We start from the raw sequence: 22,679 nt of genomic DNA, 5'->3' as shown, positions 1-22,679 counted from the left end.
CGCCGGAAGCATCCGGCGCGGCCGTCCCCGTCCGCGCCCCGCCCCGCGGGCGGGCCCCGCGGCACCGCCCGTAACCTGGCAGGTATGCGCTCCGTACCGGCCCTGCCCGCGGCCCTCCTCGACCTGCTGTGCGTCCTCGTCTTCATCGTGGTCGGGCGGGCCAGCCACGTCGAAGGGGTCACCCTGGCCGGGGTGGCCGCGACCGCGTGGCCGTTTGTGGCCGCGCTGGCGATCGGCTGGGCCGTGGTGCGCGCCTGGCGCGCACCCGGCCGGATCGTGCCGTCCGGCCTGGTCATCTGGCCGGTGACGGTGGCCGTCGGCATGGCGCTGCGGGTCGTCGCGGGCGAGGGGACGCAGGTGTCCTTCATCATCGTCACCGCCCTCTTCCTCGGGGCCACCCTCCTGGGCTGGCGCGCCATCGCAGCCCTCTACCTGCGGCTACGCCGTCCCGCCAACGCCTGAGGCGCCCCGATCGGGCGGGCATCGCGCCGTGAAGGATGGGGCTGGTGGGACCGGTGAGCCCGCCCATAGGGGGATAAGCCGCGCCCCACCGGGGCACAATGAGGAGCGCCGACCCCCACGGCACCCCCACACCCCTCCCACACACCCCCACGGAGCCCTCATGGTCGACGAGGTCACCATCGCCATCGCCGCAGCCGTCGCGGGCAAGTTCGCCGAGTCCTTCACCGAGGGCGCCAAGACCCTGGCCCGCAGGCTGCGGCCGCTGCTGAAGGGCCGCTCGCCCGAAGCGCACGACGCGCTGGAGGCCGCGCGCGACGTCGACGGCGAGGACGCCGTCCTGGTCGAAGAGGTCGCCGGCCACCTCGCCGCCGCCGAGCGCGACGACTCCGATGTGCGCGAGATCCTCGCCGAGCTCCGCTCGCTCCTGGGCACCGAGGGGCACACGACCGTGAACACGATCACCGGTGCCGTGAGCGGCAGCGTCGTCCAGGCGGGCACCATCCACGGCGATCTCAATTTCGGCCGGGGCCGCCGCTGACCGACGCCGATGCCTCCGAGGCCGCAGTCACCGAGCGGCGCGCGCCCGCACGCCGCGGTCCTCCCGGCGGCCGGGCGACCGCCGCTGCCGGGCACCCGTAAGCTGGAAGACGTGAAAGAGCAGGTCACTCCCTCCCCTTCCGGCATGGCCGAAACCACGGCGGACCGCCCCGACGTGGGCGTGGGCCCCTGGGACGGCCCCTGGCCCGAGGGCGACCACTACGACCCCGGGCTGCTCGCCGCGGGCGACCGCCGCAACGTCGTGGACCGCTACCGCTACTGGCGGCACGAGGCGATCGTCGCCGACCTCGACACCCGGCGCCACCCCTTCCACGTGGCGGTCGAGAACTGGGAGCACGACTTCAACATCGGGTCGGTGGTGCGCACCGCCAACGCCTTCGGCAGCACCGCCGTGCACATCGTCGGACGCCGCCGGTGGAACCGGCGGGGCGCCATGGTGACCGACCGCTACCAGCACGTGCACCACCACCCCGACACCGCCGCCCTGGTCGCCTGGGCCGCCGGGCACGGGCTGCCCCTCGTCGGGATCGACAACCTGCCCGGCGCGGTGCCGCTGGAGACCTACCCCCTGCCCCGATCCTGCGTGCTCGTGTTCGGCCAGGAAGGCCCCGGGCTCTCGGAGGAGGTCCGCGACGTGTGCGCGGCCGTGCTGTCCATCGCCCAGTTCGGCTCCACCCGGTCCATCAACGCCGGGGCGGCGGCGGCCATCGCCATGCACGCCTGGATCCGCGCCCACGTGTACGACCAGCCGATATGACCGATTCCACCGGCCGGATCGCGGCGGCACGGCCCCCCGTCGCGCTGCGCCGCTACCAGCACCAGGGGCTGGAGGCGCTGGCCCGGCGCTGGGCGGGCGGCGACCGGCGCGCCTGGGTGGTCCTGCCGCCCGGCGCCGGCAAGACCCTGGTCGGGCTGGAGGCGGCGCGGCGGCTCGGCCGGCCCGTTGTGGTGTTCACCCCCAACACCGCCATCCAGGGGCAGTGGGCGGCGCAGTGGCGCGCCTTCACTCGCCCCGAGGGGTGCACCGCCGGGACCGCGCGCACCATGGAGCACGACGTCACCGTCCTGACCTACCAGTCCCTCGCGGTGTTCGACCCCGACGCCGAGACCGACGAGGAGGGGCACGCGCTCCCCCTCGTCCGGCGGCTGCACGGCAACGGCGCCGACCTCGTCGAATCGCTCTACACCGCCGGGCCGCTGACGATCGTCCTCGACGAGTGCCACCACCTGCTCCAGACATGGGGGCGGCTGCTGGCGGAGGTCTTATCGGGGCTGCCCGACGCGCACGTCATCGGGCTGACCGGCACCCCGGCCGCCACCCTGTCGTCGACCGACGCCGCCCTGGTGGCCACCCTGTTCGGCGCCCCGATCCACGGCGCCTCCATCCCGGCGCTGGTCCGCGACGGCCACCTCGCCCCGTTTGCGGAACTCGTGTGGGCCACCGAGCCCACCCCCGTCGAACGCGACTACATCGCCGACCAGGGCATCCGGTTCACCGAGCTCTGTACCGACCTGCTCTCCCCCGGCTTCTCCCGCACCGACTTCCTCCCCTGGCTGCGCCGGCGCTTCGAAGAGCGCCTGCTCGACACCGGGGAGCGCCTGGCCTGGGGGCGCCTGGCCGCCGAGGAGCCCGGCCTCACCGACGCCGTGCTGCGGCTGCACCACGCGGGGCTCAGCCCCCTTCCCCCCGATGCCCGGATGCTGGAGCGCCACCGGCGCGCCCCCGATGCCGCCGACTGGATGGCGCTGCTGGGCGACTACGTCACCCACTGCCTGCGCGCCGACCCCGAGGGCCCCGATGAGAAGGCCATCGAGCGCATCCGCACGGCGCTGCCCGCTGTGGGCTACACGCTGACCAAGCGGGGCATCCGCACCGGCCGCTCCCCGGTCGACCGGGTCCTGGCGCGCAGCCGGGCCAAGGCGCAGGGCGCGGTGGAGATCGCCGCCGCGGAGTCGGCGTCGCTCGGGCCCCGGCTGCGCGCCCTGGTGCTGTGCGACCACGAGCGGGCCACCGCGCGCCCCTCGGCGCGGCTGCGCGACGTCATCGGCGACCACGCGGGATCGGCGTGGTCGCAGCTGGAGCTGCTGGCCGCCGACCCGCGCACCCGCGACCTGAACCCGATGCTGGTCACCGGGCGGACCGTGGCCGCGGGAGCGCACACCGCCGCCGACTTCACCGCCTTCGCCCGCGACCGCCGGCCCGGCCTGGAGCTCTCCACCGCCGACGGGCCGGCCGACGGGCTCGTCCGCATCGAGGGCCGGTGGAGTTCGCGCACCTGGGTGCGCCTGGTCACCGCCTACCTGGAGAGCGGGGCGTGCCGGGTGCTCGTGGGCACGCGCGCGCTGCTGGGCGAGGGGTGGGACGCGCGCGGGGTCAACACCGTCATCGACCTCACCACCGCGACCACGCCCACGGCCGTGGTCCAGGGCCGCGGCCGGGCGCTGCGGCTGGACCCGGCGTGGCCGGACAAGACCGCGCACACCTGGACGGTGGTGTGCGTCAGCGACGCCCACCCCAAGGGCGGCGCCGACTGGGACCGCTTCGTCCGCAAGCACGAGGGCTACCTCGGCGTCGCCGCCGACGGCGAGGTCATGAGCGGGGTGGCGCACGTCGACCCGGCGCTCTCGCCCTACGCCCCACCCCCTGTTGCCGAGCTGGACGCGCTCAACGCCCGGATGCTGGCCCGCGCCGAGGACCGCGGATCCACCCGGGAGCGCTGGCGGATCGGGCTGCCCTACACCGACGAGCTCCTGCCCACGCTGCGGGTCCGCGCCGCCCGGCGCGCGCCGGCCGCCCCGGTGCCGTCCGGACGCGCCCCCGAGCCGCCGGCGGCGGTGCCGGCGGTCACCGGGATCAGCACGGGGCGGCGTCCCGGGCGGCGGCCGACCCTCCGCTCGGTCCCGGCCGGGGCCGGCGCCTTCGCCGCCGTGCTGGGGGTCGCCGGGCCCGTCCTCGGCCTGCCCCCGTTCGTGCCGACCGCCTCCGCCACCCTGCTGGGCGTGCTCGCCGAGCGGACCGTCGTGCGGCGGTCGCGCACGGCGCGCGCCGCCCGCCTGGTGGAGGCCGCGTCCGGCGAACCGGACCTGGTGAGCTTCGGGTACGCGGTCGCCGATGCGCTGAAGGGTGCGGGGCATTCCTCAGCGGGGGCCGAGGGGGTGCGGCTGGACGTCGACTCCGACGGGACCCTGCGCCTCACCCTCACCGGAGCGGGTCCGCAGGCGGCGGGCGCGTTCACCACCGCCCTCGACGAGCTGATCTCCCCACTGGTGGGCACCCCCCGCTACATCGTGCCCCGCTACACGCTGCCCGTCCCCGAGAACCCCGCCGCCGTGGCCGCGGCCGGCCGCGCCTGGCTCCGCGACCGCGCCCCCGCCAACGCCGTGGTCTTCCACGCGGTCCCGGCCCTCCTAGCCCGCAACCGCACCGGCGCCGAGGCGTTCACAACGGCATGGAACCGGTGGATCTCCACGGGCGAGACGGTCTACACCGCCAGCTCCGCCGGCGCCCGCCTCCTCTACTCCCACTACGCCACCGACCCCTACCCGGCGGAGACGGCCACCCGCCTCACGTGGGAGTGAACCAGCGGTTCGGCGGTTCGTCGGGGCGTCCTCATCCGCGGCAGCCCTGACGAGCCGCACACTCCCGGCCGCGATCGCCTTGAGGATGATGCGGCCGCGGCAGGGCACGGCCGTCATGGGCCGCCGCGGACGTACCGCTCCGTCCACCGAAGCGCAGGACCTTCTACCTGCCGTCCACCTCCGCCAGGCGATAGCATCGCCCCATCACTCTGGCCGCTCAGGTGGAGACGGCGGGTGTCGGGGCAAAGGGAGACACGTGAGCGGACCGACGGACCTCGATCTGGCCATCGTCACGGCGCTGGAGACCGTCGGGATGGTCGGCCGGGACACCACGGTGACCGAGCGCGAGGTGACACTGACGCTCAAGGACGGCACGGTGATCTCCTTCCCGCCCGACCATCTGCCCGCGTTCCTGGCGGGGGCGTGCAGCGAGTACCACCGCACCCACGGCGAGCACCACCCGCTGACCCACCTGCTGGAGGAGACCGGCGCGGCCGACGTCAGCCGCCGCTGGTAGCACCGGAACGGCCACGGGCCCGCCCTCCCTTCGGGAGAACGGGCCCGCCGTCCATGCGATCCGGGTCACCGCCCGGCGAGGGGTCAGACCTTGCCGCTGGCCAGCGACCCCAGGAGGTCGCGGTTGAGCTGCGAGATCGTGTCCAGCGGGATGCCCTTCGGGCAGACCGCCGCGCACTCGCCGATGTTGGTGCAGCCGCCGAACTCCTCCTCGTCGTGCTGGTTCAGCATGTTCACGACGCGGGCCTGCCGCTCGGGCTGCCCCTGCGGGAGCATGCCGAGGTGGGTGACCTTCGCCGCGGTGAACAGCATGCCCGAGGCGTTCGGGCAGGCGGCCACGCACGCGCCGCAGCCGATGCAGGTGGCCGCGTCGAACGCGCGGTCCGCGTCGACCTTGGGCACCGGGGCGGCGTGGGCGTCGGGCGCCGTGCCGGTGGGGGCGCTGATGTAGCCGCCCGCCTGGATGATGCGGTCGAACGCACCGCGGTCGACCACGAGGTCCTTGACCACCGGGAACGCCTTGGCCCGCCACGGCTCGACGGTGATGACGTCGCCGTCGGAGAAGCTGCGCATGTGCAGCTGGCAGGTGGTCGTGGTCTCGGGGCCGTGGGCGACACCGTCGATCACGACGCCACAGGCGCCGCAGATGCCCTCGCGGCAGTCGTGGTCGAACGCCACCGGGTCCTCGCCCGCAAGGGTGAGGTTCTCGTTGAGGACGTCGAGCATCTCGAGGAAGGACATGTCGGGCGACACGTCCTCGACCTTGTAGGTGACCATCCGGCCCTCGTCGCCGCGGCCCTTCTGGCGCCAAACGCGCAGGGTGATGTTCACTTGTAGCTCCGCTGCTTCATCTCGACGTACTCGTACTCCAGGTCTTCCTTGTGCAGCACCGGCCGCTCACCGGTCCCGGTGAACTCCCAGGCGGCGACGTAGGCGAACTCGTCGTCGTGCCGCAGCGCCTCGCCGTCCTCGGTCTGGCTCTCGGCGCGGAAGTGCCCGCCGCAGGACTCGCGCCGGTGGAGGGCGTCGATGCACATGAGCTCGGCGAGCTCGAAGAAGTCGGCCACGCGGCCGGCCTTCTCCAGCGCCTGGTTGAGCTCGTCGTTGGTGCCGAGCACCTTGACGTTCTGCCAGAACTCGTCGCGCAGCTCGCGGATGCGCTCGACGGCCTTGCGCAGGCCCTCCTCGGTGCGCTCCATGCCGCAGTAGTCCCACATGATGTGGCCGAGCTCCTTGTGGAAGGAGTCGACCGTGCGGGTGCCGTTGATGGAGAGCAGCTTGTCGATGCGCGCGCGCACCGCGTCGGCCGCCTCCTTGGCCTCGGGCGTGGTCTCGTCGACCTTGTCGAACGGGCCGGCGGCGAGGTAGTCGTTGATCGTGTTCGGCAGCACGAAGTAGCCGTCGGCCAGGCCCTGCATGAGCGCGCTCGCGCCCAGGCGGTTGGCGCCGTGGTCGGAGAAGTTGGCCTCCCCCGTCACGAACAGGCCCGGGATGGTGGTCTGGAGGTCGTAGTCGACCCACAGCCCGCCCATGGTGTAGTGCACCGCGGGGTAGATGCGCATCGGAACCTCGTAGGGGTTCTCGCCGGTGATGCGCTGGTACATGTCGAAGAGGTTGCCGTACTTGGCCTCGACCGCCGGGCGCCCCATGCGCTTGATGGCGTCGGCGAAGTCCAGGTACACGCCCAGCCCGCCCGGGCCGACGCCGCGGCCCTCGTCGCAGACGTTCTTTGCGGCGCGGGAGGCGATGTCGCGGGGCACGAGGTTGCCGAAGGCGGGGTAGATGCGCTCCAGGTAGTAGTCGCGCTCGTCCTCGGGGATCTCGCGCGGGTCGCGCGCGTCGCCGCCCTCCTTGGGCACCCAGATGCGGCCGTCGTTGCGCAGCGACTCGCTCATCAGGGTCAGCTTGGACTGGTAGTCGCCGCTGACCGGGATGCAGGTGGGGTGGATCTGGGTGAAGCACGGGTTGGCGAAGAGCGCGCCCTTGCGGTGCGCCCGCCAGGTGGCCGTGACGTTGCAGCCCATGGCGTTGGTCGACAGGTAGAAAACGTTGCCGTAGCCGCCGGAGGCGAGCACGACCGCGTCGGCGAAGTGGGTCTCGATCTCGCCGGTGACCATGTCGCGGGCCACGATGCCGCGGGCCTTGCCGTCGACGACGATGAGCTCCAGCATCTCGTGCCGGGTGTTCATCTCGACGGTGCCGGCGGCGATCTGGCGCTCCAGGGCCTGATAGGCGCCGATGAGCAGCTGCTGGCCCGTCTGGCCGCGGGCGTAGAAGGTGCGCGACACCTGCACGCCGCCGAAGGAGCGGTTGTCGAGCAGGCCGCCGTACTCGCGGGCGAAGGGCACGCCCTGGGCCACGCACTGGTCGATGATCTCGACGCTGACCTGCGAGAGCCGGTAGACGTTGGACTCGCGCGAGCGGAAGTCGCCGCCCTTGACGGTGTCGTAGAACAGCCGGTAGATGCTGTCGCCGTCGTTGCGGTAGTTCTTCGCCGCGTTGATGCCGCCCTGCGCGGCGATGCTGTGCGCCCGGCGGGGGCTGTCCTGGTAGCAGAAGGACGTCACCTTGTAGCCGGCCTCGCCGAGGGTGGCCGCGGCCGAGGCACCGGCCAGGCCGGTGCCGACGATGATGACCGACAGCTTGCGCCGGTTCGCGGGGTTGACCAGCTTCGCGCTGAAGCGGCGCTTGTCCCACTGCTCGGCGATGGGGCCTGCGGGCGCCTTCTCGTCGCGGATCGGGTCGCCCTCGATGAAGAGTTCGGTCATGTCAGCTCACCAGCCCGAAGAGAACGGAGAACGGCGGGAGCAGGAAGCCCACCGTGATGACCGCCGCCACAGCGGTCGAGATGGTGTGGAGGGCGCGCTCGCGGCTCGCCTTGTTCGCGCCCAGCGTCGCCAGCGCGCTCCAGATGCCGTGCCGCAGGTGCAGCCCGACCGCCAGGAGGGCGATGACGTAGCTCAGCACGACCCACCAGATCTGGAAGCCGTTGACCACCCGGATGTAGGGGCTGTCGGAGGCCCCGCCGGGGTGGATGGTGTTGGTCGTGAAGTGCAGGAGGTGGTAGATCACGAAGAGGATGACGATCACGCCGCCCCAGCGCATGACCTGGGTCGCATACCGCCGCGAGGGGGTCTGCGCGCTCTTCTTCACCTCGTAGCGCTGGCCCGCGGGGCGGGCCTTGTTCGCGCGCCGCCACAGGGCGAAGGCCGCGTAGGCATGGATGAGGACGGAGGCCAGCAGGACGATCCTCAAGATCCACAGGAAGCCCTCGTGCGGGAGCATCGGTTCGCCGATCTCGCGCAGGTGGTGGGCGTAGGTGTCGAAGGTCGTCTGACCCCCGAAGATCATGAGGTTGCCGTACATGTGTGCGATCAGGAAGAGAACAAGGATCGCACCGGTGACCGCCATCGCGGATTTGAGCGCGACCGAGGAGGTGAACGCCTCGGATCGCTGTTTGGTCAGGGTACTGTTCGCCACAACCTGTCACATTAGGACTCGATAAAGGAAGTCGTCCAAGTCATAGGAAACCTGGTGTCCATAGCCCTAGGCTATGGACATGCAGTTCCAGCAGCTCGCCTACTTCCTCGCGGTGGCCGAGACACGCCATTTCACCCGCGCAGCCGAGCTTTCGCGCGTCGCCCAGCCCAGTCTCAGCAAGCAGATCCGCAACCTCGAAGAGGAGCTGGGGGCGTCTCTGTTCAGCCGGGCACGGGGAAATATCACACTCACCCCGGCCGGCGAGGCCCTGCTCCCGCTGGCCCAGCGCATCATCACCGACATGGAGACCGCCCGCCGCGAGGTGCAGGAGCTGGCGGGCATGCGCCGCGGCCGGGTGCGGCTGGGCGCCACGCCGTCGCTGTGCGCGGGGCTGCTCGCCGACGCACTCGCGGGGTTCCACGACCGCTTCCCCGGGATCGAACTCCAGGTGGAGGAGAGCGGGTCGCGCGACCTGATCCGCGCCCTGGGCAAGGGCGAGCTGGACCTCGCGCTGATCATCCTGCCGCTCCAGAGCAGCGACCCCGCGTTCGTGACGACCCCGATCCTACGGGAGAACCTGGTGGTGGTCGGCGCGGCCGGCTCCGCCTGGGACGCCGACCGCACCTCCCTGCGCATCACCGACCTGCGCGGTCGCCCGCTGGTGATGTTCCGGCGCGGCTACGACGTGCGCGAGGCCACACTGCACGCCTGCCGGGCGGCCGGGTTCGAGCCGCACCTCGCAGTCGAGGGCGGCGAGATGGACGCGGTCCTGCGGTTCGTCGAGGCCGGGCTCGGCCTGGCCGTGGTCCCGAGCATGGTGCTGAAGAACCGGCCCGGGCTGCGCGGGGTGCCGCTGGCCGGCCCCCGCCTGCTGCGGACCATCGCGCTGGCCCACCGCAAGGACGTCGACCCCTCGCACACGGCCAACGCGTTCCGCCGCCACCTGATGGCCTACCTGTCGCACCTGACCCGCGCGGACCTGGGCGAGGACCTGGAGGTCATCGCGCCGCTGAGCGGCTGAGCCGGCCGCTCGCGGGGTGAGCGGGGCGCGCGGGTCGGGGCCGCGCACCTTCGCGCCGGGAATGCGCGCACGGCACCGCCGGAAAATCCGATAAATTGTTCAAATGAAGGCTGGGCTTACTTCCCCGGAGACCATTCCGCCCCCTTCGGCACCACGGGCCCCAAAAAGAACACACGCCCCATATGGGGTCATTCACCTCTTTTCAACCATAAACCGCCCATCGATAATTCACAGGCGTGGCATTTTTCACATCCGTTTCGCGGGAATTTCTTGCTGATTTCGTTATGGCCCCGGCCTAACGTGGCTTCCCTGGCCCTCCGCACCGCCTGCACATGCGGCGGGGCCGGCCGGCCCGCGCGAGCGGCCCCGGTGGAATGCGATACAAGCGGCCGGCCGGCCCCCGCGCACCCGCTACACCCTGCGCCGGCCCGCCCCCGCGCGAGATGGAGACGGCTGGGACATGACTTCCACACTTCCCCCGCCGGAGAATTCCGGCCTCAGGCGCGCGCGCATAGCGGAACGGACGTTCAGAACGGACCGGTGGTGGCTCGGCCCCCTGCTCACCACGCTGGGGCTGGCGGTCTTCATCGTCTACGCCACGGCGCGGGTCTTCCAGCAGGAGCACTACTGGGTCGAGCAGTACCACTACCTCACGCCGTTCTACTCGCCCTGCCTCTCGGCGTCGTGCGCACCCGGCTCCGCCGCCTTCGGCACGCTGCCCTGGGCGTTCCCGTGGTTCCTCCCCTACGCCCTGCTCAGCCTGCCGTTCCTGCTGCTGTTCCGGTTCACCTGCTACTACTACCGCAAGGCCTACTACCGCTCGATCTGGCAGTCGCCCACCGCCTGCGCCGTCCGCGAGCCGCATGGCAGCTACACCGGGGAGTCCCGCTTCCCGATGATCGGGCAGAACCTGCACCGCTACTTCTTCTACGTCGCCGTGCTGATCTCCCTGGTCAACACCTATGACGCGGTGGTGGCGCTGGGGCACGGGCACAACGGCGGGTTCGGAATCGGGATCGGCAATCTCATCCTGGTCGCCAACGTCGTCCTGCTGTGGTGCTACACGCTGAGCTGCCATTCCTGCCGGCACGCATTCGGCGGGCGGCTCAACAGCTTCGGCCGCCACCCCGCCCGCTACTGGATGTGGACGCAGATCTCCCGGCTCAATACCCGGCACATGACATTCGCCTGGATCACGCTGGGAACACTCATGCTCACCGACCTCTACGTCGCGCTGGTGTCCAGCGGAGCAATCACCGACCTGCGGATCTACAACTGAGCGGATCCCCCGTTCCCCCGCCCGCGGATATCGCGGCCGCAGTGCCTTGAGGCCGTCACGGCCGCCCGGAACGCGGCACGACAGATATCGACGCAATCGAAAGTCAGGCAGATGTCCGAGATCACACGGCACTCCTACGACGTGGTGGTGATCGGCGCCGGCGGCGCCGGTCTGCGCGCCGCGATCGAAGCACGCCAGCAGGGCAAGAAGACCGCGATCATCTCCAAGTCGCTGTTCGGCAAGGCCCACACCGTGATGGCCGAGGGCGGCGCGGCGGCCGCCCTGGGCAACGTCAACTCCGATGACCGGTGGCAGGTGCACTTCCGCGACACCATCCGCGGCGGCAAGTTCCTCAACAACCCGCGCATGGCCGAGCTGCACGCCAAGGAGTCCCCCGAGCGCATTCTGGAGCTGGAGTACTGGGGGGCTCTGTTCGACCGCACCAAGGACGGGCGGATCAGCCAGCGCAACTTCGGCGGCCACGAGTACCCGCGCCTGGCCCACGTCGGCGACCGCACCGGGCTGGAGCTGATCCGCACCCTCCAGCAGCGGGTGGTCCAGCTCCAGCAGGCCGACGCCGCCGAGCTGGGCGACCCCGAGGCCATGCTGCGGGTGTTCGCCGAGACCACGGTCACCGAGCTGCTCAAGGACGGCGAGCGGATCTCCGGGGCGTTCGGCTACGTCCGCGAGACCGGCGACCTGCTGCTGTTCGAGGCGCCCGCGGTCATCCTCGCCACCGGCGGCATCGGCAAGTCGTTCAAGGTCACCTCGAACTCCTGGGAGTACACCGGCGACGGCCACGTCCTGGCCCTGCGCGCAGGCGCCACCCTGCTGAACATGGAGTTCGTCCAGTTCCACCCCACCGGCATGGTCTGGCCGCCGTCGGTGAAGGGCATCCTCGTCACCGAATCGGTGCGCGGCGACGGCGGCGTGCTGCGCAACTCCGAGGGCGAGCGGTTCATGTTCGGCTACGTGCCTGACGTGTTCCGCGCCCAGTACGCCGAGACCGAGGACGAGGCCGACCGCTGGTACACCGACCCGGCGAACAACCGGCGGCCCCCTGAGCTGCTGCCGCGCGACGAGGTGGCGCGGGCCATCAACAACGAGGTCAAGGAGGGGCGCGGCTCGCCGCACGGCGGGGTGTTCCTGGACGTCTCCACCCGGCTGCCCGCCGAGGAGATCATGCGGCGGCTGCCGTCGATGCACCACCAGTTCAAGGAGCTGGCCGACGTCGACATCACGGCCGAGCCCATGGAGGTCGGCCCCACCTGCCACTACGTGATGGGCGGGGTGGAGGTCGACGCCGACACCGGCTCCGCCGTCGTTCCGGGGCTGTTCGCGGCGGGTGAGGTCTCCGGGGGCATGCACGGCTCCAACCGGCTGGGCGGCAACTCGCTCTCCGACCTGCTGGTCTTCGGCCGCCGCTGCGGCCTGGGCGCCGCGCGCTACCTGGACGAGCTGGACGGGTCGGGAACGGGCCGGCCCGCCGTGGCGGAGGGCGACCTGCGCGAGGCCGCCGACGACGTCCGCGCGCCGCTGGAGCGCGACACCGGCGAGAACCCCTACGCCCTGCACCAGGAGCTCCAGCAGACCATGAACGACCTGGTCGGCATCATCCGGCGCGGGCCCGAGATCGAGCAGGCCCTGGAGGCGCTGGACAAGCTCACCGAAAGGGTCGCGGGCGTGCGCGCCGAAGGCGGGCGGGTCTACAACCCGGGCTGGCACCTCGCGCTGGACCTGCGCAACATGCTCCTGGTGTCGCAGGCCATCGCCCGCGCGGCGCTGGAGCGTGAGGAGTCGCGCGGCGGGCATACCCGCGACGACTTCCCGTCGATGTCGCCGACCTGGCGGAGCGTCAACCTGGTCGCCTCGCTGCGCGGCGACCGCATCGCGCTGCGCCACCAGCCGCTCGACCCGCTCCGCCCCGACCTGCTGGAGCTGTTCGAGCGCGACGAGCTCGCCAAATACCTCAGCGAGGAGGAGCTGCCCGCGGCGTCGGCGAGCGCGGCCGAGAGCAGTCCGGACAGCGCAGTGGAGACGGCGGCGGGTACCGCGGAGGCGGACAGGACCGCAAAGGAGGAGAGGGAATGACCACCAAGCGGACGTTCCGCGTGTGGCGCGGCGACGGCGGCGACGGCGAACTCGCCCAGTACGAGGTGGAGGTCAACGAGGGCGAGGTCGTCCTCGACATCCTGCACCGGTTGCAGGCCACCCAGGCCCCGGACCTCGCGGTCCGGTGGAACTGCAAGGCGGGCAAGTGCGGCTCGTGCTCCATGGAGATCAACGGGCGGCCCCGGCTGTCGTGCATGACGCGCATGAGCACGTTCGCGCCCGGCGAGACCATCACGATCACCCCGATGCGCACCTTCCCGGTGATCCGCGACCTGGTGTGCGACGTGTCCTTCAACTACCAGAAGGCGCGCGAGATCCCCTCCTTCACCCCCGATCCGGCCACGGCCCCCGGCGACTTCCGGATGGCGCAGGCCGATGTCGGGCGGTCGCAGGAGTTCCGCAAGTGCATCGAGTGCTTCCTCTGCAACAACGTCTGCCACGTGATCCGCGACCACGAGGAGAACAAGGAGCACTTCTCGGGCCCGCGCTACCTCATGCGCGCGGCGGAGCTGGAGATGCACCCCGAGGACACCGCCGACCGGCGCAAGGTGGCGCAGGAGGAGTTCGGGCTCGGCTACTGCAACATCACCAAGTGCTGCACCGAGGTCTGCCCCGAGAACATCAAGATCACCGACAACGCGCTGATCCCGCTCAAGGAGCGCGTGGCCGACCGGCAGTACGACCCGCTCGTGTGGCTCGGCACCAAGATCGGCCTGCGCAAGGGCGCCGACACCCCCATCGTCCCCAACACCCGGCCGGCTCCCGCGGACGAGCCTCGCTGACCTCGGGAGACGCGGACGTCGTCTGTGCCCGGTCCCAGGAAGGCCGGGGCCGGGCACAGGCGGGGCAGCGGAGGGGCCCACGGTGTGGACGGGATGGCCCGCCGTCGCGGACAGCGGACCATGTCAGTGGAGCGGGCTACCGTGCCCCCATGAGCGACCTCTTCGAACTCACGCTGGTCCTGGACCTCGCGCTGTCCGACGCCGAGGCCGCAGAGCTCCGCTGGCACCTCGGCCAGGGCCCGAGGCCGGAGGGACCGGCGGCACTCACCGTCCCCCCGGCCCCCGCCCGCGACGGGGACGACCTCCGTCCGGCCGATGCCGACACCGCGCTCGCCTCGGATGACGCCTTCTACCCGGCGCTCGACCAGCGCGGCCTCGCGGCGCGCATCGGGGGCCACCTCTTCGCCGACCTGGAACCCCGCGGCGACGGCACCTGGTCGCTGATGTGCCGCCAGGAGGTGCACCCCGACGCGGGCGAGGCCATCGACCCGCTCGTGCACGGGCTCGCGGCCCGCGCCGTCGGCGGCGACACCGAACGCACCATCGGCTACCTCCGCTTTCACGAGGACATCCACATCGGGTCGGCGATCATCGTCCGCGCCGGCCGCCCCGGCCTGCGCCCGTGCGGCCCGAGGGCGCGGGGGCGGGACGGCCGGGAGCCCGGCGGGATCCGGCCGTTCTCGGTGTTCCCCGCCGAGATCATCCCCTGATCTTCGAACCCGTCGCGAGACCGGCGCTGCGCGGGGTGCACTGCTACTCACGCCACCGGCACGCCCGCACCGCCCGGTGGGCCGTCGGGCTGCCCGCGCGCCTCGCCGGTGCGCCGCCGGCCACCTGCCACGATGGCACCGGTGACGCCGACGCGCCCGCTGCGGCGTGATGACCAGCGAGGGAAGACCACCATGGCCGAGAGCAACGGACCGGAAGGCGCCAACGAGCAGCCCGACACCGACGCGGGGTTCCGGCACCGCTCCGCGGTCGTCCCCGGAGACGCCGGTACGCAGCCCCAGCCGGGCCGGATCGTGCCCGGCGACGGCCCCGATCCGGAGCACCCGCACGCCTTCCACCTCGCCCGGTCCGAGGCCATGGTCTTCGACGGCGGGCGGCTCCAAGGCGGGCACGGCGAGAACTGGCCCATCCTCGTCGACCAGCAGGCCGCCGTCTACCTCGTGAAACTCGAACCCGGCGGTATCCGCGAGCCGCACTGGCACCCGAGCGCCTGGGAGGTCAACTACGTGATCTCCGGCAGCGTCCGCTGGGTCTTCGTCGGCCCCGGCCAGACCCAGGACGCCTTCGATGCCGGAGCGGGCGACGTCATCTTCGCCCCGCAGGGCCACTTCCACTACTTCGAGAACACGAGCGACACCGAGGATCTCAACGTGCTCATCGTGTTCAACTCCTCCGCGACCGAGCCGGACGACGACATCGGTATCGTCCACGCGCTCAGCTCCCTGCCCCGGGACGTGCTCGCGTCGGTCTTCGGCGCGGACCCCCACGTCTTCGACGCGGTCCCGAAGACGCTGCGCCGCGTCGTCATCTCACGGCGCGGCGACCGGGCACCTCGCCAGGGCTAGCCGGCGGCCTCGGGTACCGCACCTTCCGTCAAAAGCAAGCAATTGTTAGGTTGGTGACCGTGGTAGCCCGCGGTGCGGATCGAGCCATCGCGGCGACCGAGCCCGAGGAGGATGGATCGCCGTGTCCGCCCAGACCAGACGCCCCGGCCCGGTCCTGCGACTGCGCCAGGCCCTGCTGGCGTCCGCGAAGCGGATGTCGGCGAGCCCGGCGTTCGCGCGGGTCGCCCCGCACGTCCTGCCGCGATTCGACCGGCTCCTCGGCCGGCTCTCCGGCGGCCGGCTCCAGACCACCCGCGGGACCGTGCCCGGCCTCCTGCTGACCACCACGGGGCGGCGCAGCGGACTCCCCCGCCAGGCGCCCGTGGCCTGCCTGCCCGAACGCGCCACGGGATCGTTCCTCGTCGTGGGCAGCAACTTCGGCCGCGAGCAGCACCCGGCGTGGACGGGGAACCTCCTGCACACCCCGCAGGCGCGGGTGAACTACCGGGGCCGCGAGATCGACGTGACGGCCGAGCTGCTCTCGCCCGCGGACAAGGCCGAGGTCTGGCCCCGGCTCACCGCGATGTGGCCCTACGACACCTACGCCGCCAGGTCCGGCCGCGACCTGCGGGTGTTCCGCCTGGTCCCGAGGTCCGGCTGAACGGTCGAACGGGCACCGGTTCCCCGGCGCACCACCGCCCAGCCGGAAACCCCACCTATGCGGAGGCTCCGCTCGTCGGGCCGCCCGCTCAGCCGCGCTTCTTCTGCGCGGTGAGCCGGCCGCGCTCCTTCTGGTCCAGGATGACCTTGCGGATGCGCACCGCCTCGGGCGTGACCTCGACGCACTCGTCCTCGCGGCAGAACTCCAGCGCCTGCTCCAGCGAGAGCTTGCGCGGCGGCACCAGGCGGACCAGCTCGTCGCCGGTGGACGACCGCATGTTGGTGAGCTTCTTCTCCTTGGTGATGTTGACGTCCATGTCGTCGGCGCGCGAGTTCTCGCCGACGATCATGCCCTCGTAGACCTCGGTGCCCGGCTCCACGAAGAGGATGCCGCGCTCCTGGAGGTTGAACATCGCGAAGGCGACGGCCTGCCCGCTGCGGTCGGCCACCATGGAGCCGTTGGGGCGGGTGCGCAGCTCGCCGAACCACGGCTCGAAGTTCTCGAAGACGTGGTGGGCGATGCCGCTGCCGCGGGTCTCGGTCAGGAACTCCGTACGGAAGCCGATCAGGCCGCGCGAGGGGACCAGCCAGTCCATCCGGATCCAGCCGGTGCCGTGGTTGGTCATGTTCTCCATGCGCCCCTTGCGCACGCTCAGGAGCTGGGTGATGGCGCCCATGTACTCCTCGGGGGCGTCGACGGTCAGGCGCTCGACGGGCTCGTGGACCTTGCCGTCGACCTCCTTGGTGACCACCTGCGGCTTGCCGACCGTCAGCTCGTAGCCCTCGCGGCGCATCTGCTCGACCAGGATGGCCAGGGCGAGCTCGCCGCGGCCCTGCACCTCCCAGGTGTCGGGGCGGTCGGTGGGCAGCACGCGCAGCGAAACGTTGCCGACCAGCTCCTTGTCGAGCCGGTCCTTGACCAGGCGCGCGGTGACCTTGGCGCCCTTGACCTTGCCGACCAGCGGCGAGGTGTTGGTGCCGATGGTCATGGAGATCGCGGGCTCGTCGACCGTGATCAGCGGCAGCGGGCGCGGGTCCTCGGGGTCGGCGAGGGTCTCGCCGATCATGATGTCGGGGATGCCGGCGATGGCGATGATGTCGCCGGGGCCGCCCGACTCGGCCGGCTTGCGCTCCAGCCCCTCGGTCATCAGCAGCTCGGTGATCTTCACCTGCTGCGTGGAGCCGTCGCCGCGGATCCACGCCACCTGCTGGCCCTTGCGGATCTCGCCCTGCTGCACCCGGCACAGGGCCAGGCGGCCCAGGAACGGGGAGGCGTCGAGGTTGGTGACGTGCGCCTGGAGCGGGGCATCGGGGATGTACTCGGGCGCGGGGATGGTGTCGAGGATGGTGCTGAACAGCGGCACCAGGTTCTCGTTGTCGGGGACCTCGCCGTTGCCCGGGCGGTTCAGGGACGCCTTGCCGTCGCGGGCGCAGGCGTAGACGATCGGGAACTCGATCTGCGACTCGTCGGCGTCGAGGTCCATGAACAGCTCGTAGGTGTCGTCGACGACCTCGGCGATACGGCTGTCGGGGCGGTCGACCTTGTTGATCACCAGGATCACCGGGAGCTTGGCCGACAGGGCCTTGCGCAGGACGAACCGGGTCTGCGGCAGCGGGCCCTCGCTGGCGTCGACCAGCAGCACGACGCCGTCGACCATGGACAGGCCGCGTTCGACCTCGCCGCCGAAGTCGGCGTGGCCGGGGGTGTCGATGATGTTGATGACGACGTCGTCGCCCTCAGGGGTGGTGTAGTGGACCGCGGTGTTCTTCGCGAGAATGGTGATGCCCTTCTCGCGTTCCAGGTCGTTGGAGTCCATGACGCGCTCATCAACGTCCTGGTTGGCCCGGAAGACACCCGACTGCCAGAGCATGGCGTCGACGAGCGTGGTCTTGCCATGGTCGACGTGGGCGACGATGGCGACGTTGCGGAGGTCAGTCCGACGTGCGGAGCCTTCGAGAGGCGTGGCGCTGGACATGCGAAAGTCTCGATCTCATCTGCTGGGAAGAACCGCGACTCCCGCGGTCGCCACCCAGTTTATGCGGTGCGGCCCGACCTCCGGGGAGACGAGCCGGTCACGCAGGGAATAAGGGAAATGCGGGGGACATAGCGGACCAAGAGGGGACAGGCGGTCCCGGCCGGCCGGCGGGCCGCGGAGCGGGCCGGACGACCGGATGCACGGCGGCGCGGGACGGCGCACGGCCGGACCCGCGCGAGGGGCCGAAGGGACAAACGCGCTCAGCCCACCAGGTGGGGGCGGATGTCGTCGATGAACGGGACGTCCGCGGGCAGCCAGTCGACCTCGGTCAGCGCCTCGGCGCGCAGCCAGCGCAGCGACAGGTGCTCCAGCGCCGCGGGCTCGCCCTCGATCAGCTCGGCGACCCACACGCGCAGGATCGCGGGCGGCCCCTGCGCCCGCCGCGGGAACCCGACGTCGCCGCCCACCCGCTGGCGCGGTTTCACGAGCACGCCCAGCTCCTCCTTGCACTCCCGGATGAGGGCGTCGATGTCGGTCTCGCCCGGGTCGACCTTGCCGCCGGGCAGCTCCCAGCGGCCGCGCAGCTGCGGCGGGTCCGCCCGCTGAGCGGCGAGGAGGGCTCCTCCGCGGATGATGGCCGCGCCGACGACGACCTGTATCTGCTCTGTCACGGGGTCAGGGTAGAGCGGGGAATCGGAGGCGGGCATGAGAGCGGCGGTGAGAGCCGGGTCACGCGGCTCTGCGCGCCGGCTGCTGCGCGCGTCCGGCCGCGACGAGGCGGCGCGCGGCGCCCTCGGGGTCGGTCGCGGGGTGGCTGTAGGGGGCGCCCTGGACGTCGCGCCAGCGGAACTGGCCGCCCAGGCACCACACGGTGAGGCCCGCCCGCACCGACAGCAGCGCCACCGTGGACCGTTCCCCCGCATACAGGCGGCGCTCGCCCGCCGCCGCCAGATGGCCGCGCAGCCGGCCGACGGCCTCGGCGGGGGAAACCGGGGAGGAAGCGTTGATCCACGAGAGGGTGCCCACGAACGCGTGCCTTTCCATACGGTCCCGCGGCCGACGGTGCCCGCCCGCGGTGGTGTGTGGTCATCGGCGGGGCATCCCGCCACCAGCGTCGCTCATACCCCTGTGACCAGCATGTGCAAACAGTTCTGCTCGATTCGATCACTTCTTGATCACGGAGTGACCGCATGATCACAGAATCCGCATTGACGGACGTGCCGCCGCCGCGCTAAGAGCGCGCCGAAACGCGAAGGGGGGGCGTGACCAGCGGGAACACGGAGGGGGCCGGTCCGGAGCGGTTCGGGGGACGGACCACGGTCGCCCTGGAGGCCGGGCCAGGGGACGGAAGACCGGCATCGGCGCGGAACGATCGCGGCGCGCACCGTCGCGCACGCGCCCCAGCGGACGCCTCGGAGGCACGACCGCGGCCGTTGACCGCATCCGGCCACCAGGTGCACGCCCGTCGCGGGCCGGATCGCCGACACGGAAGGGCACGGGGGCAAGCCTCGGGCGCCGGCCTGCGGCCGGCGCCCGAGGGGGCCGACGCTCTCCGGGGGGAGTGGAAAGAGCGTCAGCGTCCGGAGTGGCTGATGGTCCGGTGGTACGCCGAGGGTGTCGGGGGCACCGCGGTACGCGGCGGGCGCCCGGGGCGGTCCGGAAGACGAGGAGGGGGGTCGGGCCGGGGACGGCGGACGGACACGCGGGACGGGACGCCGAGGGCGCCGGCCCAGTGTGCGGCGGGCACCGCACACAGCGGGTCCATCACACCCGCGGCAGGGCGGCCACCTCGCCCGATCCGCAGATTGCGCCCCGGTTTCAGCCTCATAAGGGGAGCCTATTCATACCTGGACGCCCACGGGGCGGAAACTCAAAAAACTCAAGGCGTCCACATGATGACGGCCAGGGGCCACCGCCTCGCCTTTCCCCGTACACGGGGGCGACGGGATCACCGCCTCGCCGGGGCGAGACCCCTGGCCTTGCCGCGACGTGTGCCCGGGAGAGGAGCAGGCACCGGCGCGGCCGGGGCGACACCGGCGGACCGGGAGAGGGAGGGTCGGCCCGCAGGTTCGCTGGCTCCACGTTAGGGGACAAAGGGACGCGGTTGATTGCAATCAGGGAATGAATGTGAACTATTTTCGCGTGACCGGGTCGAATGGCAGTCCGAAAAGTCACCTATGGCGGGCTAATGGACGTGATCTCCATCTTAAAAAAGAGCGGTTTCCACCTTTCGCCACCTTCCACCACCTTTCATCACCTTTCACGATCTTCGTCGCGAACGCCCGGGATGAGCGATGTTCGTGCCGGATGACGGATCCCGGTCCCGGTCAGGCACCCGACAGGCGGTGCGCCAGGGCGGTGTGGCGGCGGCCCGCGCTCGCGTTGCGCACCGCCTGGGCGATGGCCTTGCGCGAACCCACCAGGACGACCAGCTTCTTCGCGCGGGTGATGGCGGTGTAGAGGAGGTTGCGCTGGAGCATCATCCACGCGCTCGTCGTGACCGGGATGACGACGGCGGGGTACTCGCTGCCCTGGGACCGGTGCACGGTGACGGCGTAGGCGTGGGTCAGCTCGTCGAGCTCGCCGAAGTCATAGGCGATGTCCTCGTCCTCGTCGGTGCGCACGGTCAGCTCCTGCGCGTCGGAATCGATCCCGGTGACCACGCCCAGCGTGCCGTTGAAGACGCCGTTGGCGCCCTTGTCATAGTTGTTCCTGATCTGGGTGACCTTGTCGCCGACCCGGAAGACCCGGCCGCCGAACCGGCGCTCGGCCACCCCGTCGCCCGGCGGGGTGAGGGCGGCCTGGAGCTGCGTGTTCAGGTTGCCCGCGCCGGCCGGGCCGCGGTGCATGGGGGTGAGCACCTGGATGTCGCGCCGCGGGTCCAGGCCGAACTTCCGGGGGATCCGGCGGGCCACGACGTCGACGGTGAGGGCGGCGGCCTCGTCGGTGTCGTCGCACGGGAAGAGGAAGAAGTCGGTCATGCCGTCGAGCTCCGGCGGCTTACCGCGGTTGATCCGGTGGGCGTTGACGACGACCCCGGACTGCTGCGCCTGCCGGAAGACATGGGTCAGCCGGACACTGGGGATCGGCGAGCCCACAGCGGAGGGACCGGGATCAGAGTCGGAGTCGGGATCGGGATCGGGGAGAGCGGGGGGATCAGGGAGACCGGGGGTACCGGCAGGATCATCCCGGCTCTCACCGTGCGCCAGCAAATCGCGGAGCACCTGCCCCGCCCCGACCGACGGCAGCTGGTCGACATCGCCCACCAGCAGCAGGTGCGCCCCGGGCGGGACGGCCTTCGCGAGCTTGTTGGCGAGCAGCAGGTCCAGCATCGACGCCTCGTCCACGACCAGCAGGTCGCAGTCGAGGGGGCGGTCGCGGTCGAAGGAGGCGTCGCCGCCGGGCTTGAGCTCCAGCAGCCGGTGGACCGTCGAGGCGTCGTGGCCGGTCAGCTCGGTCATGCGCTTGGCGGCCCGGCCGGTGGGCGCGGCGAGGATGATCTTCGCCCGCTTGGCGGCGGCGAGGGTGATGACCGACGCCACCGTGAACGACTTGCCGCACCCGGGGCCTCCGGTGAGGACCGCGACCTTGCGGGTGAGGGCCAGGCGGACTGCGGCCTCCTGCTCGGGCGCGAGGTCGGCTCCGGTGCGGGTGCGCAGCCAGGAGAGCGCCTTGTCCCAGTCGACGCCAGCGAAGGCGCCCAGCCGGTCGTCGGGGTGGCGGAGGAGGGTCCGCAACTGAGCGGCGAGGGCAACCTCGGCCCGTTGGAAGGGCACGAGGTAGACGGCGGTGACGGGGGCGCCGTCGGGGCCGGGGATCCTCTCCGACACCACGCCCTCGTCGGCCACCAGGTCGGCGAGGCAGTCGATCACCAGGCCGGAGTCGACCTGGAGGATCTTCACGGCGTCGGCGATCAGGCGCTCCTCGGGGAGGTAGCAATGGCCGTCGGAGGTCGACTCCGACAGCGTGAACTGGATGCCGGCCATGACCCGCTGGGGGCTGTCGTGGGGGATCCCGACGGCGCGCGCGATGGTGTCGGCGGTCTTGAAGCCGATGCCCCACACGTCGGAGGCGAGCTTGTAGGGCTCCTCGCGGACGACCCGGATGGAGTCGTCGCCGTACTTCTTGTAGATGCGCACGGCCAGCGACGTGGAGACCTCGATCCCCTGGAGGAAGACCATGACCTCCTTGATGGCCTTCTGCTCCTCCCACGCATCGGCGATCAGCTTGGTGCGCTTCGGCCCGAGCTTGGGGACCTCGATCAGACGCTCGGGCGTCTTCTCGATGACATCGAGCGCCTCGACCCCGAAGTACTCCACAATCCGCTCGGCCAACCGCGGCCCGATCCCCTTGACCAGCCCCGACCCGAGATACCGCCGCACCCCTTGAACGGTCGCGGGCAGCACGGTGCTGTAATCCTCGACCAAGAACTGCCGCCCATACTGCGGATGCGACCCCCACCGCCCCCGCATCCGCAACGACTCCCCCGGCTGCGCCCCGAGCAACGCCCCCACGACGGTGGTCAACTCCCCACCACGCCCGTTGTCGACCTTGGCAACGGTGTAGCCGGTGTCTTCATTGGCGTAGGTGACGCGTTCGAGGACACCTTCGAGGACGGCCATCTGATGAGCGCCGTGCGCCACTCGTCCGCCGGTCATGTGCCCCCTTCGACAGGTCTGGCTTCATCCCATCGGGGATGAC

At 71.5% G+C, this 22,679-nt stretch carries 19 protein-coding genes; 12 read left to right on the top strand and 7 right to left on the bottom strand.

Annotation, left to right across the window (positions count from 1 at the left end; all coding sequences use genetic code 11):
• The first annotated feature begins 84 nt into the window (after positions 1-84).
• The 5 genes from ACFOVU_RS14580 (at position 85) to ACFOVU_RS14560 (ending at position 5,116) form a co-directional block, all read left to right on the top strand.
• Complete coding sequence (locus tag ACFOVU_RS14580) at positions 85-462, top strand: DUF3054 domain-containing protein (protein WP_378533860.1); 378 nt, start codon at positions 85-87, stop codon at positions 460-462.
• 160 nt (positions 463-622) lie between these two features.
• On the top strand, positions 623-1,000 hold the full coding sequence (locus tag ACFOVU_RS14575) for a hypothetical protein (protein WP_378533858.1): 378 nt from the start codon (positions 623-625) through the stop codon (positions 998-1,000).
• A 144-nt stretch (positions 1,001-1,144) separates the two neighbouring features.
• On the top strand, positions 1,145-1,777 hold the full coding sequence (locus ACFOVU_RS14570; RefSeq protein WP_378533857.1) for a TrmH family RNA methyltransferase: 633 nt from the start codon (positions 1,145-1,147) through the stop codon (positions 1,775-1,777).
• Complete coding sequence (locus ACFOVU_RS14565) at positions 1,774-4,599, top strand: DEAD/DEAH box helicase family protein (RefSeq protein WP_378533855.1); 2,826 nt, start codon at positions 1,774-1,776, stop codon at positions 4,597-4,599. Before ACFOVU_RS14570 ends, ACFOVU_RS14565 begins: the two co-directional genes overlap by 4 nt.
• Before the next feature lie 256 nt (positions 4,600-4,855).
• Complete coding sequence (locus tag ACFOVU_RS14560) at positions 4,856-5,116, top strand: hypothetical protein (protein WP_378533853.1); 261 nt, start codon at positions 4,856-4,858, stop codon at positions 5,114-5,116.
• Positions 5,117-5,199: 83 nt separating this feature from the next.
• Here ACFOVU_RS14560 and ACFOVU_RS14555 read toward each other — a convergent pair whose 3' ends face one another.
• Genes ACFOVU_RS14555 through ACFOVU_RS14545 form a run of 3 tightly spaced genes read right to left on the bottom strand, consistent with a single transcriptional unit; the run spans position 5,200 to position 8,595 of the window.
• Positions 5,200-5,946, bottom strand: coding sequence for a succinate dehydrogenase/fumarate reductase iron-sulfur subunit (locus ACFOVU_RS14555; RefSeq protein WP_378533851.1), 747 nt, complete (start codon positions 5,944-5,946; stop codon positions 5,200-5,202).
• The gene (locus ACFOVU_RS14550) at positions 5,943-7,883 is read right to left on the bottom strand and encodes a fumarate reductase/succinate dehydrogenase flavoprotein subunit (protein ID WP_378533849.1); all 1,941 of its coding nucleotides are present in this window, start codon (positions 7,881-7,883) and stop codon (positions 5,943-5,945) included. The genes ACFOVU_RS14555 and ACFOVU_RS14550 overlap by 4 nt, the downstream gene beginning before the upstream one ends.
• 1 nt (position 7,884) lies before the next feature.
• On the bottom strand, positions 7,885-8,595 hold the full coding sequence (locus ACFOVU_RS14545) for a succinate dehydrogenase cytochrome b subunit (RefSeq protein ID WP_378533847.1): 711 nt from the start codon (positions 8,593-8,595) through the stop codon (positions 7,885-7,887).
• A gap of 79 nt (positions 8,596-8,674) precedes the next feature.
• On the opposite strand from ACFOVU_RS14545, the gene ACFOVU_RS14540 reads away from it, so the two are divergent.
• The 7 genes from ACFOVU_RS14540 (at position 8,675) to ACFOVU_RS14510 (ending at position 16,003) form a co-directional block, all read left to right on the top strand.
• Positions 8,675-9,616: a LysR family transcriptional regulator gene (locus ACFOVU_RS14540; protein WP_378533846.1), complete on the top strand. Its 942-nt coding sequence runs from the start codon at positions 8,675-8,677 to the stop codon at positions 9,614-9,616.
• Positions 9,617-10,076: 460 nt separating this feature from the next.
• On the top strand, positions 10,077-10,895 hold the full coding sequence (locus ACFOVU_RS14535) for a hypothetical protein (RefSeq protein ID WP_378533844.1): 819 nt from the start codon (positions 10,077-10,079) through the stop codon (positions 10,893-10,895).
• Positions 10,896-11,006: 111 nt separating this feature from the next.
• Positions 11,007-12,986 carry a fumarate reductase/succinate dehydrogenase flavoprotein subunit gene (locus tag ACFOVU_RS14530; RefSeq protein WP_378533842.1) on the top strand — a complete coding sequence of 660 codons (1,980 nt, stop codon included), beginning with the start codon at positions 11,007-11,009 and terminating at the stop codon, positions 12,984-12,986.
• Positions 12,983-13,789 (top strand): succinate dehydrogenase/fumarate reductase iron-sulfur subunit, encoded by an 807-nt coding sequence (locus tag ACFOVU_RS14525; RefSeq protein ID WP_378533840.1) that lies wholly within the window; start codon positions 12,983-12,985, stop codon positions 13,787-13,789. The genes ACFOVU_RS14530 and ACFOVU_RS14525 overlap by 4 nt, the downstream gene beginning before the upstream one ends.
• Before the next feature lie 149 nt (positions 13,790-13,938).
• Complete coding sequence (locus ACFOVU_RS14520; RefSeq protein WP_378533838.1) at positions 13,939-14,499, top strand: hypothetical protein; 561 nt, start codon at positions 13,939-13,941, stop codon at positions 14,497-14,499.
• Positions 14,500-14,691: 192 nt separating this feature from the next.
• On the top strand, positions 14,692-15,363 hold the full coding sequence (locus ACFOVU_RS14515) for a cupin domain-containing protein (protein WP_378533837.1): 672 nt from the start codon (positions 14,692-14,694) through the stop codon (positions 15,361-15,363).
• A gap of 121 nt (positions 15,364-15,484) precedes the next feature.
• Positions 15,485-16,003, top strand: coding sequence for a nitroreductase family deazaflavin-dependent oxidoreductase (locus ACFOVU_RS14510; protein WP_378533835.1), 519 nt, complete (start codon positions 15,485-15,487; stop codon positions 16,001-16,003).
• Between the two features lie 88 nt (positions 16,004-16,091).
• Here the strand turns inward: ACFOVU_RS14510 and typA are convergent, their stop codons facing one another.
• From typA to recD2, 4 genes are all read right to left on the bottom strand, one after another.
• Complete coding sequence (gene typA, locus ACFOVU_RS14505) at positions 16,092-17,978, bottom strand: translational GTPase TypA (RefSeq protein ID WP_378533833.1); 1,887 nt, start codon at positions 17,976-17,978, stop codon at positions 16,092-16,094.
• A gap of 260 nt (positions 17,979-18,238) precedes the next feature.
• The gene (locus ACFOVU_RS14500; RefSeq protein WP_378533831.1) at positions 18,239-18,649 is read right to left on the bottom strand and encodes a (deoxy)nucleoside triphosphate pyrophosphohydrolase; all 411 of its coding nucleotides are present in this window, start codon (positions 18,647-18,649) and stop codon (positions 18,239-18,241) included.
• A gap of 58 nt (positions 18,650-18,707) precedes the next feature.
• The gene (locus ACFOVU_RS14495; protein WP_378533829.1) at positions 18,708-19,004 is read right to left on the bottom strand and encodes a hypothetical protein; all 297 of its coding nucleotides are present in this window, start codon (positions 19,002-19,004) and stop codon (positions 18,708-18,710) included.
• A 1,301-nt stretch (positions 19,005-20,305) separates the two neighbouring features.
• Positions 20,306-22,636 carry an SF1B family DNA helicase RecD2 gene (gene recD2 / locus ACFOVU_RS14490; protein WP_378533827.1) on the bottom strand — a complete coding sequence of 777 codons (2,331 nt, stop codon included), beginning with the start codon at positions 22,634-22,636 and terminating at the stop codon, positions 20,306-20,308.
• Between the last annotated feature and the right edge of the window lie 43 nt (positions 22,637-22,679).

Origin of the sequence: Nocardiopsis sediminis (assembly GCF_042650565.1) — a bacterium.
GTDB classification, from domain to species: domain Bacteria; phylum Actinomycetota; class Actinomycetes; order Streptosporangiales; family Streptosporangiaceae; genus Nocardiopsis_B; species Nocardiopsis_B sediminis.
The sequence above is the reverse complement of the archived record's forward strand: the minus strand, read 5'-3'. Positions and strand labels throughout refer to the sequence as shown.

What these genes read in the sequence shown, in the direction of transcription:
- ACFOVU_RS14520 (WP_378533838.1), top strand. Translation starts at nt 13,939, where the DNA reads ATGAGCGACCTCTTCGAACTCACGCTGGTCCTGGACCTCGCGCTGTCC.
- ACFOVU_RS14565 (WP_378533855.1), top strand. Translation starts at nt 1,774, where the DNA reads ATGACCGATTCCACCGGCCGGATCGCGGCGGCACGGCCCCCCGTCGCG.
- recD2 (WP_378533827.1), bottom strand. Translation starts at nt 22,636, where the DNA reads ATGACCGGCGGACGAGTGGCGCACGGCGCTCATCAGATGGCCGTCCTC.
- typA (WP_378533833.1), bottom strand. Translation starts at nt 17,978, where the DNA reads ATGTCCAGCGCCACGCCTCTCGAAGGCTCCGCACGTCGGACTGACCTC.
- ACFOVU_RS14550 (WP_378533849.1), bottom strand. Translation starts at nt 7,883, where the DNA reads ATGACCGAACTCTTCATCGAGGGCGACCCGATCCGCGACGAGAAGGCG.
- ACFOVU_RS14575 (WP_378533858.1), top strand. Translation starts at nt 623, where the DNA reads ATGGTCGACGAGGTCACCATCGCCATCGCCGCAGCCGTCGCGGGCAAG.
- ACFOVU_RS14570 (WP_378533857.1), top strand. Translation starts at nt 1,145, where the DNA reads ATGGCCGAAACCACGGCGGACCGCCCCGACGTGGGCGTGGGCCCCTGG.
- ACFOVU_RS14535 (WP_378533844.1), top strand. Translation starts at nt 10,077, where the DNA reads ATGACTTCCACACTTCCCCCGCCGGAGAATTCCGGCCTCAGGCGCGCG.
- ACFOVU_RS14530 (WP_378533842.1), top strand. Translation starts at nt 11,007, where the DNA reads ATGTCCGAGATCACACGGCACTCCTACGACGTGGTGGTGATCGGCGCC.
- ACFOVU_RS14515 (WP_378533837.1), top strand. Translation starts at nt 14,692, where the DNA reads ATGGCCGAGAGCAACGGACCGGAAGGCGCCAACGAGCAGCCCGACACC.
- ACFOVU_RS14580 (WP_378533860.1), top strand. Translation starts at nt 85, where the DNA reads ATGCGCTCCGTACCGGCCCTGCCCGCGGCCCTCCTCGACCTGCTGTGC.
- ACFOVU_RS14540 (WP_378533846.1), top strand. Translation starts at nt 8,675, where the DNA reads ATGCAGTTCCAGCAGCTCGCCTACTTCCTCGCGGTGGCCGAGACACGC.
- ACFOVU_RS14525 (WP_378533840.1), top strand. Translation starts at nt 12,983, where the DNA reads ATGACCACCAAGCGGACGTTCCGCGTGTGGCGCGGCGACGGCGGCGAC.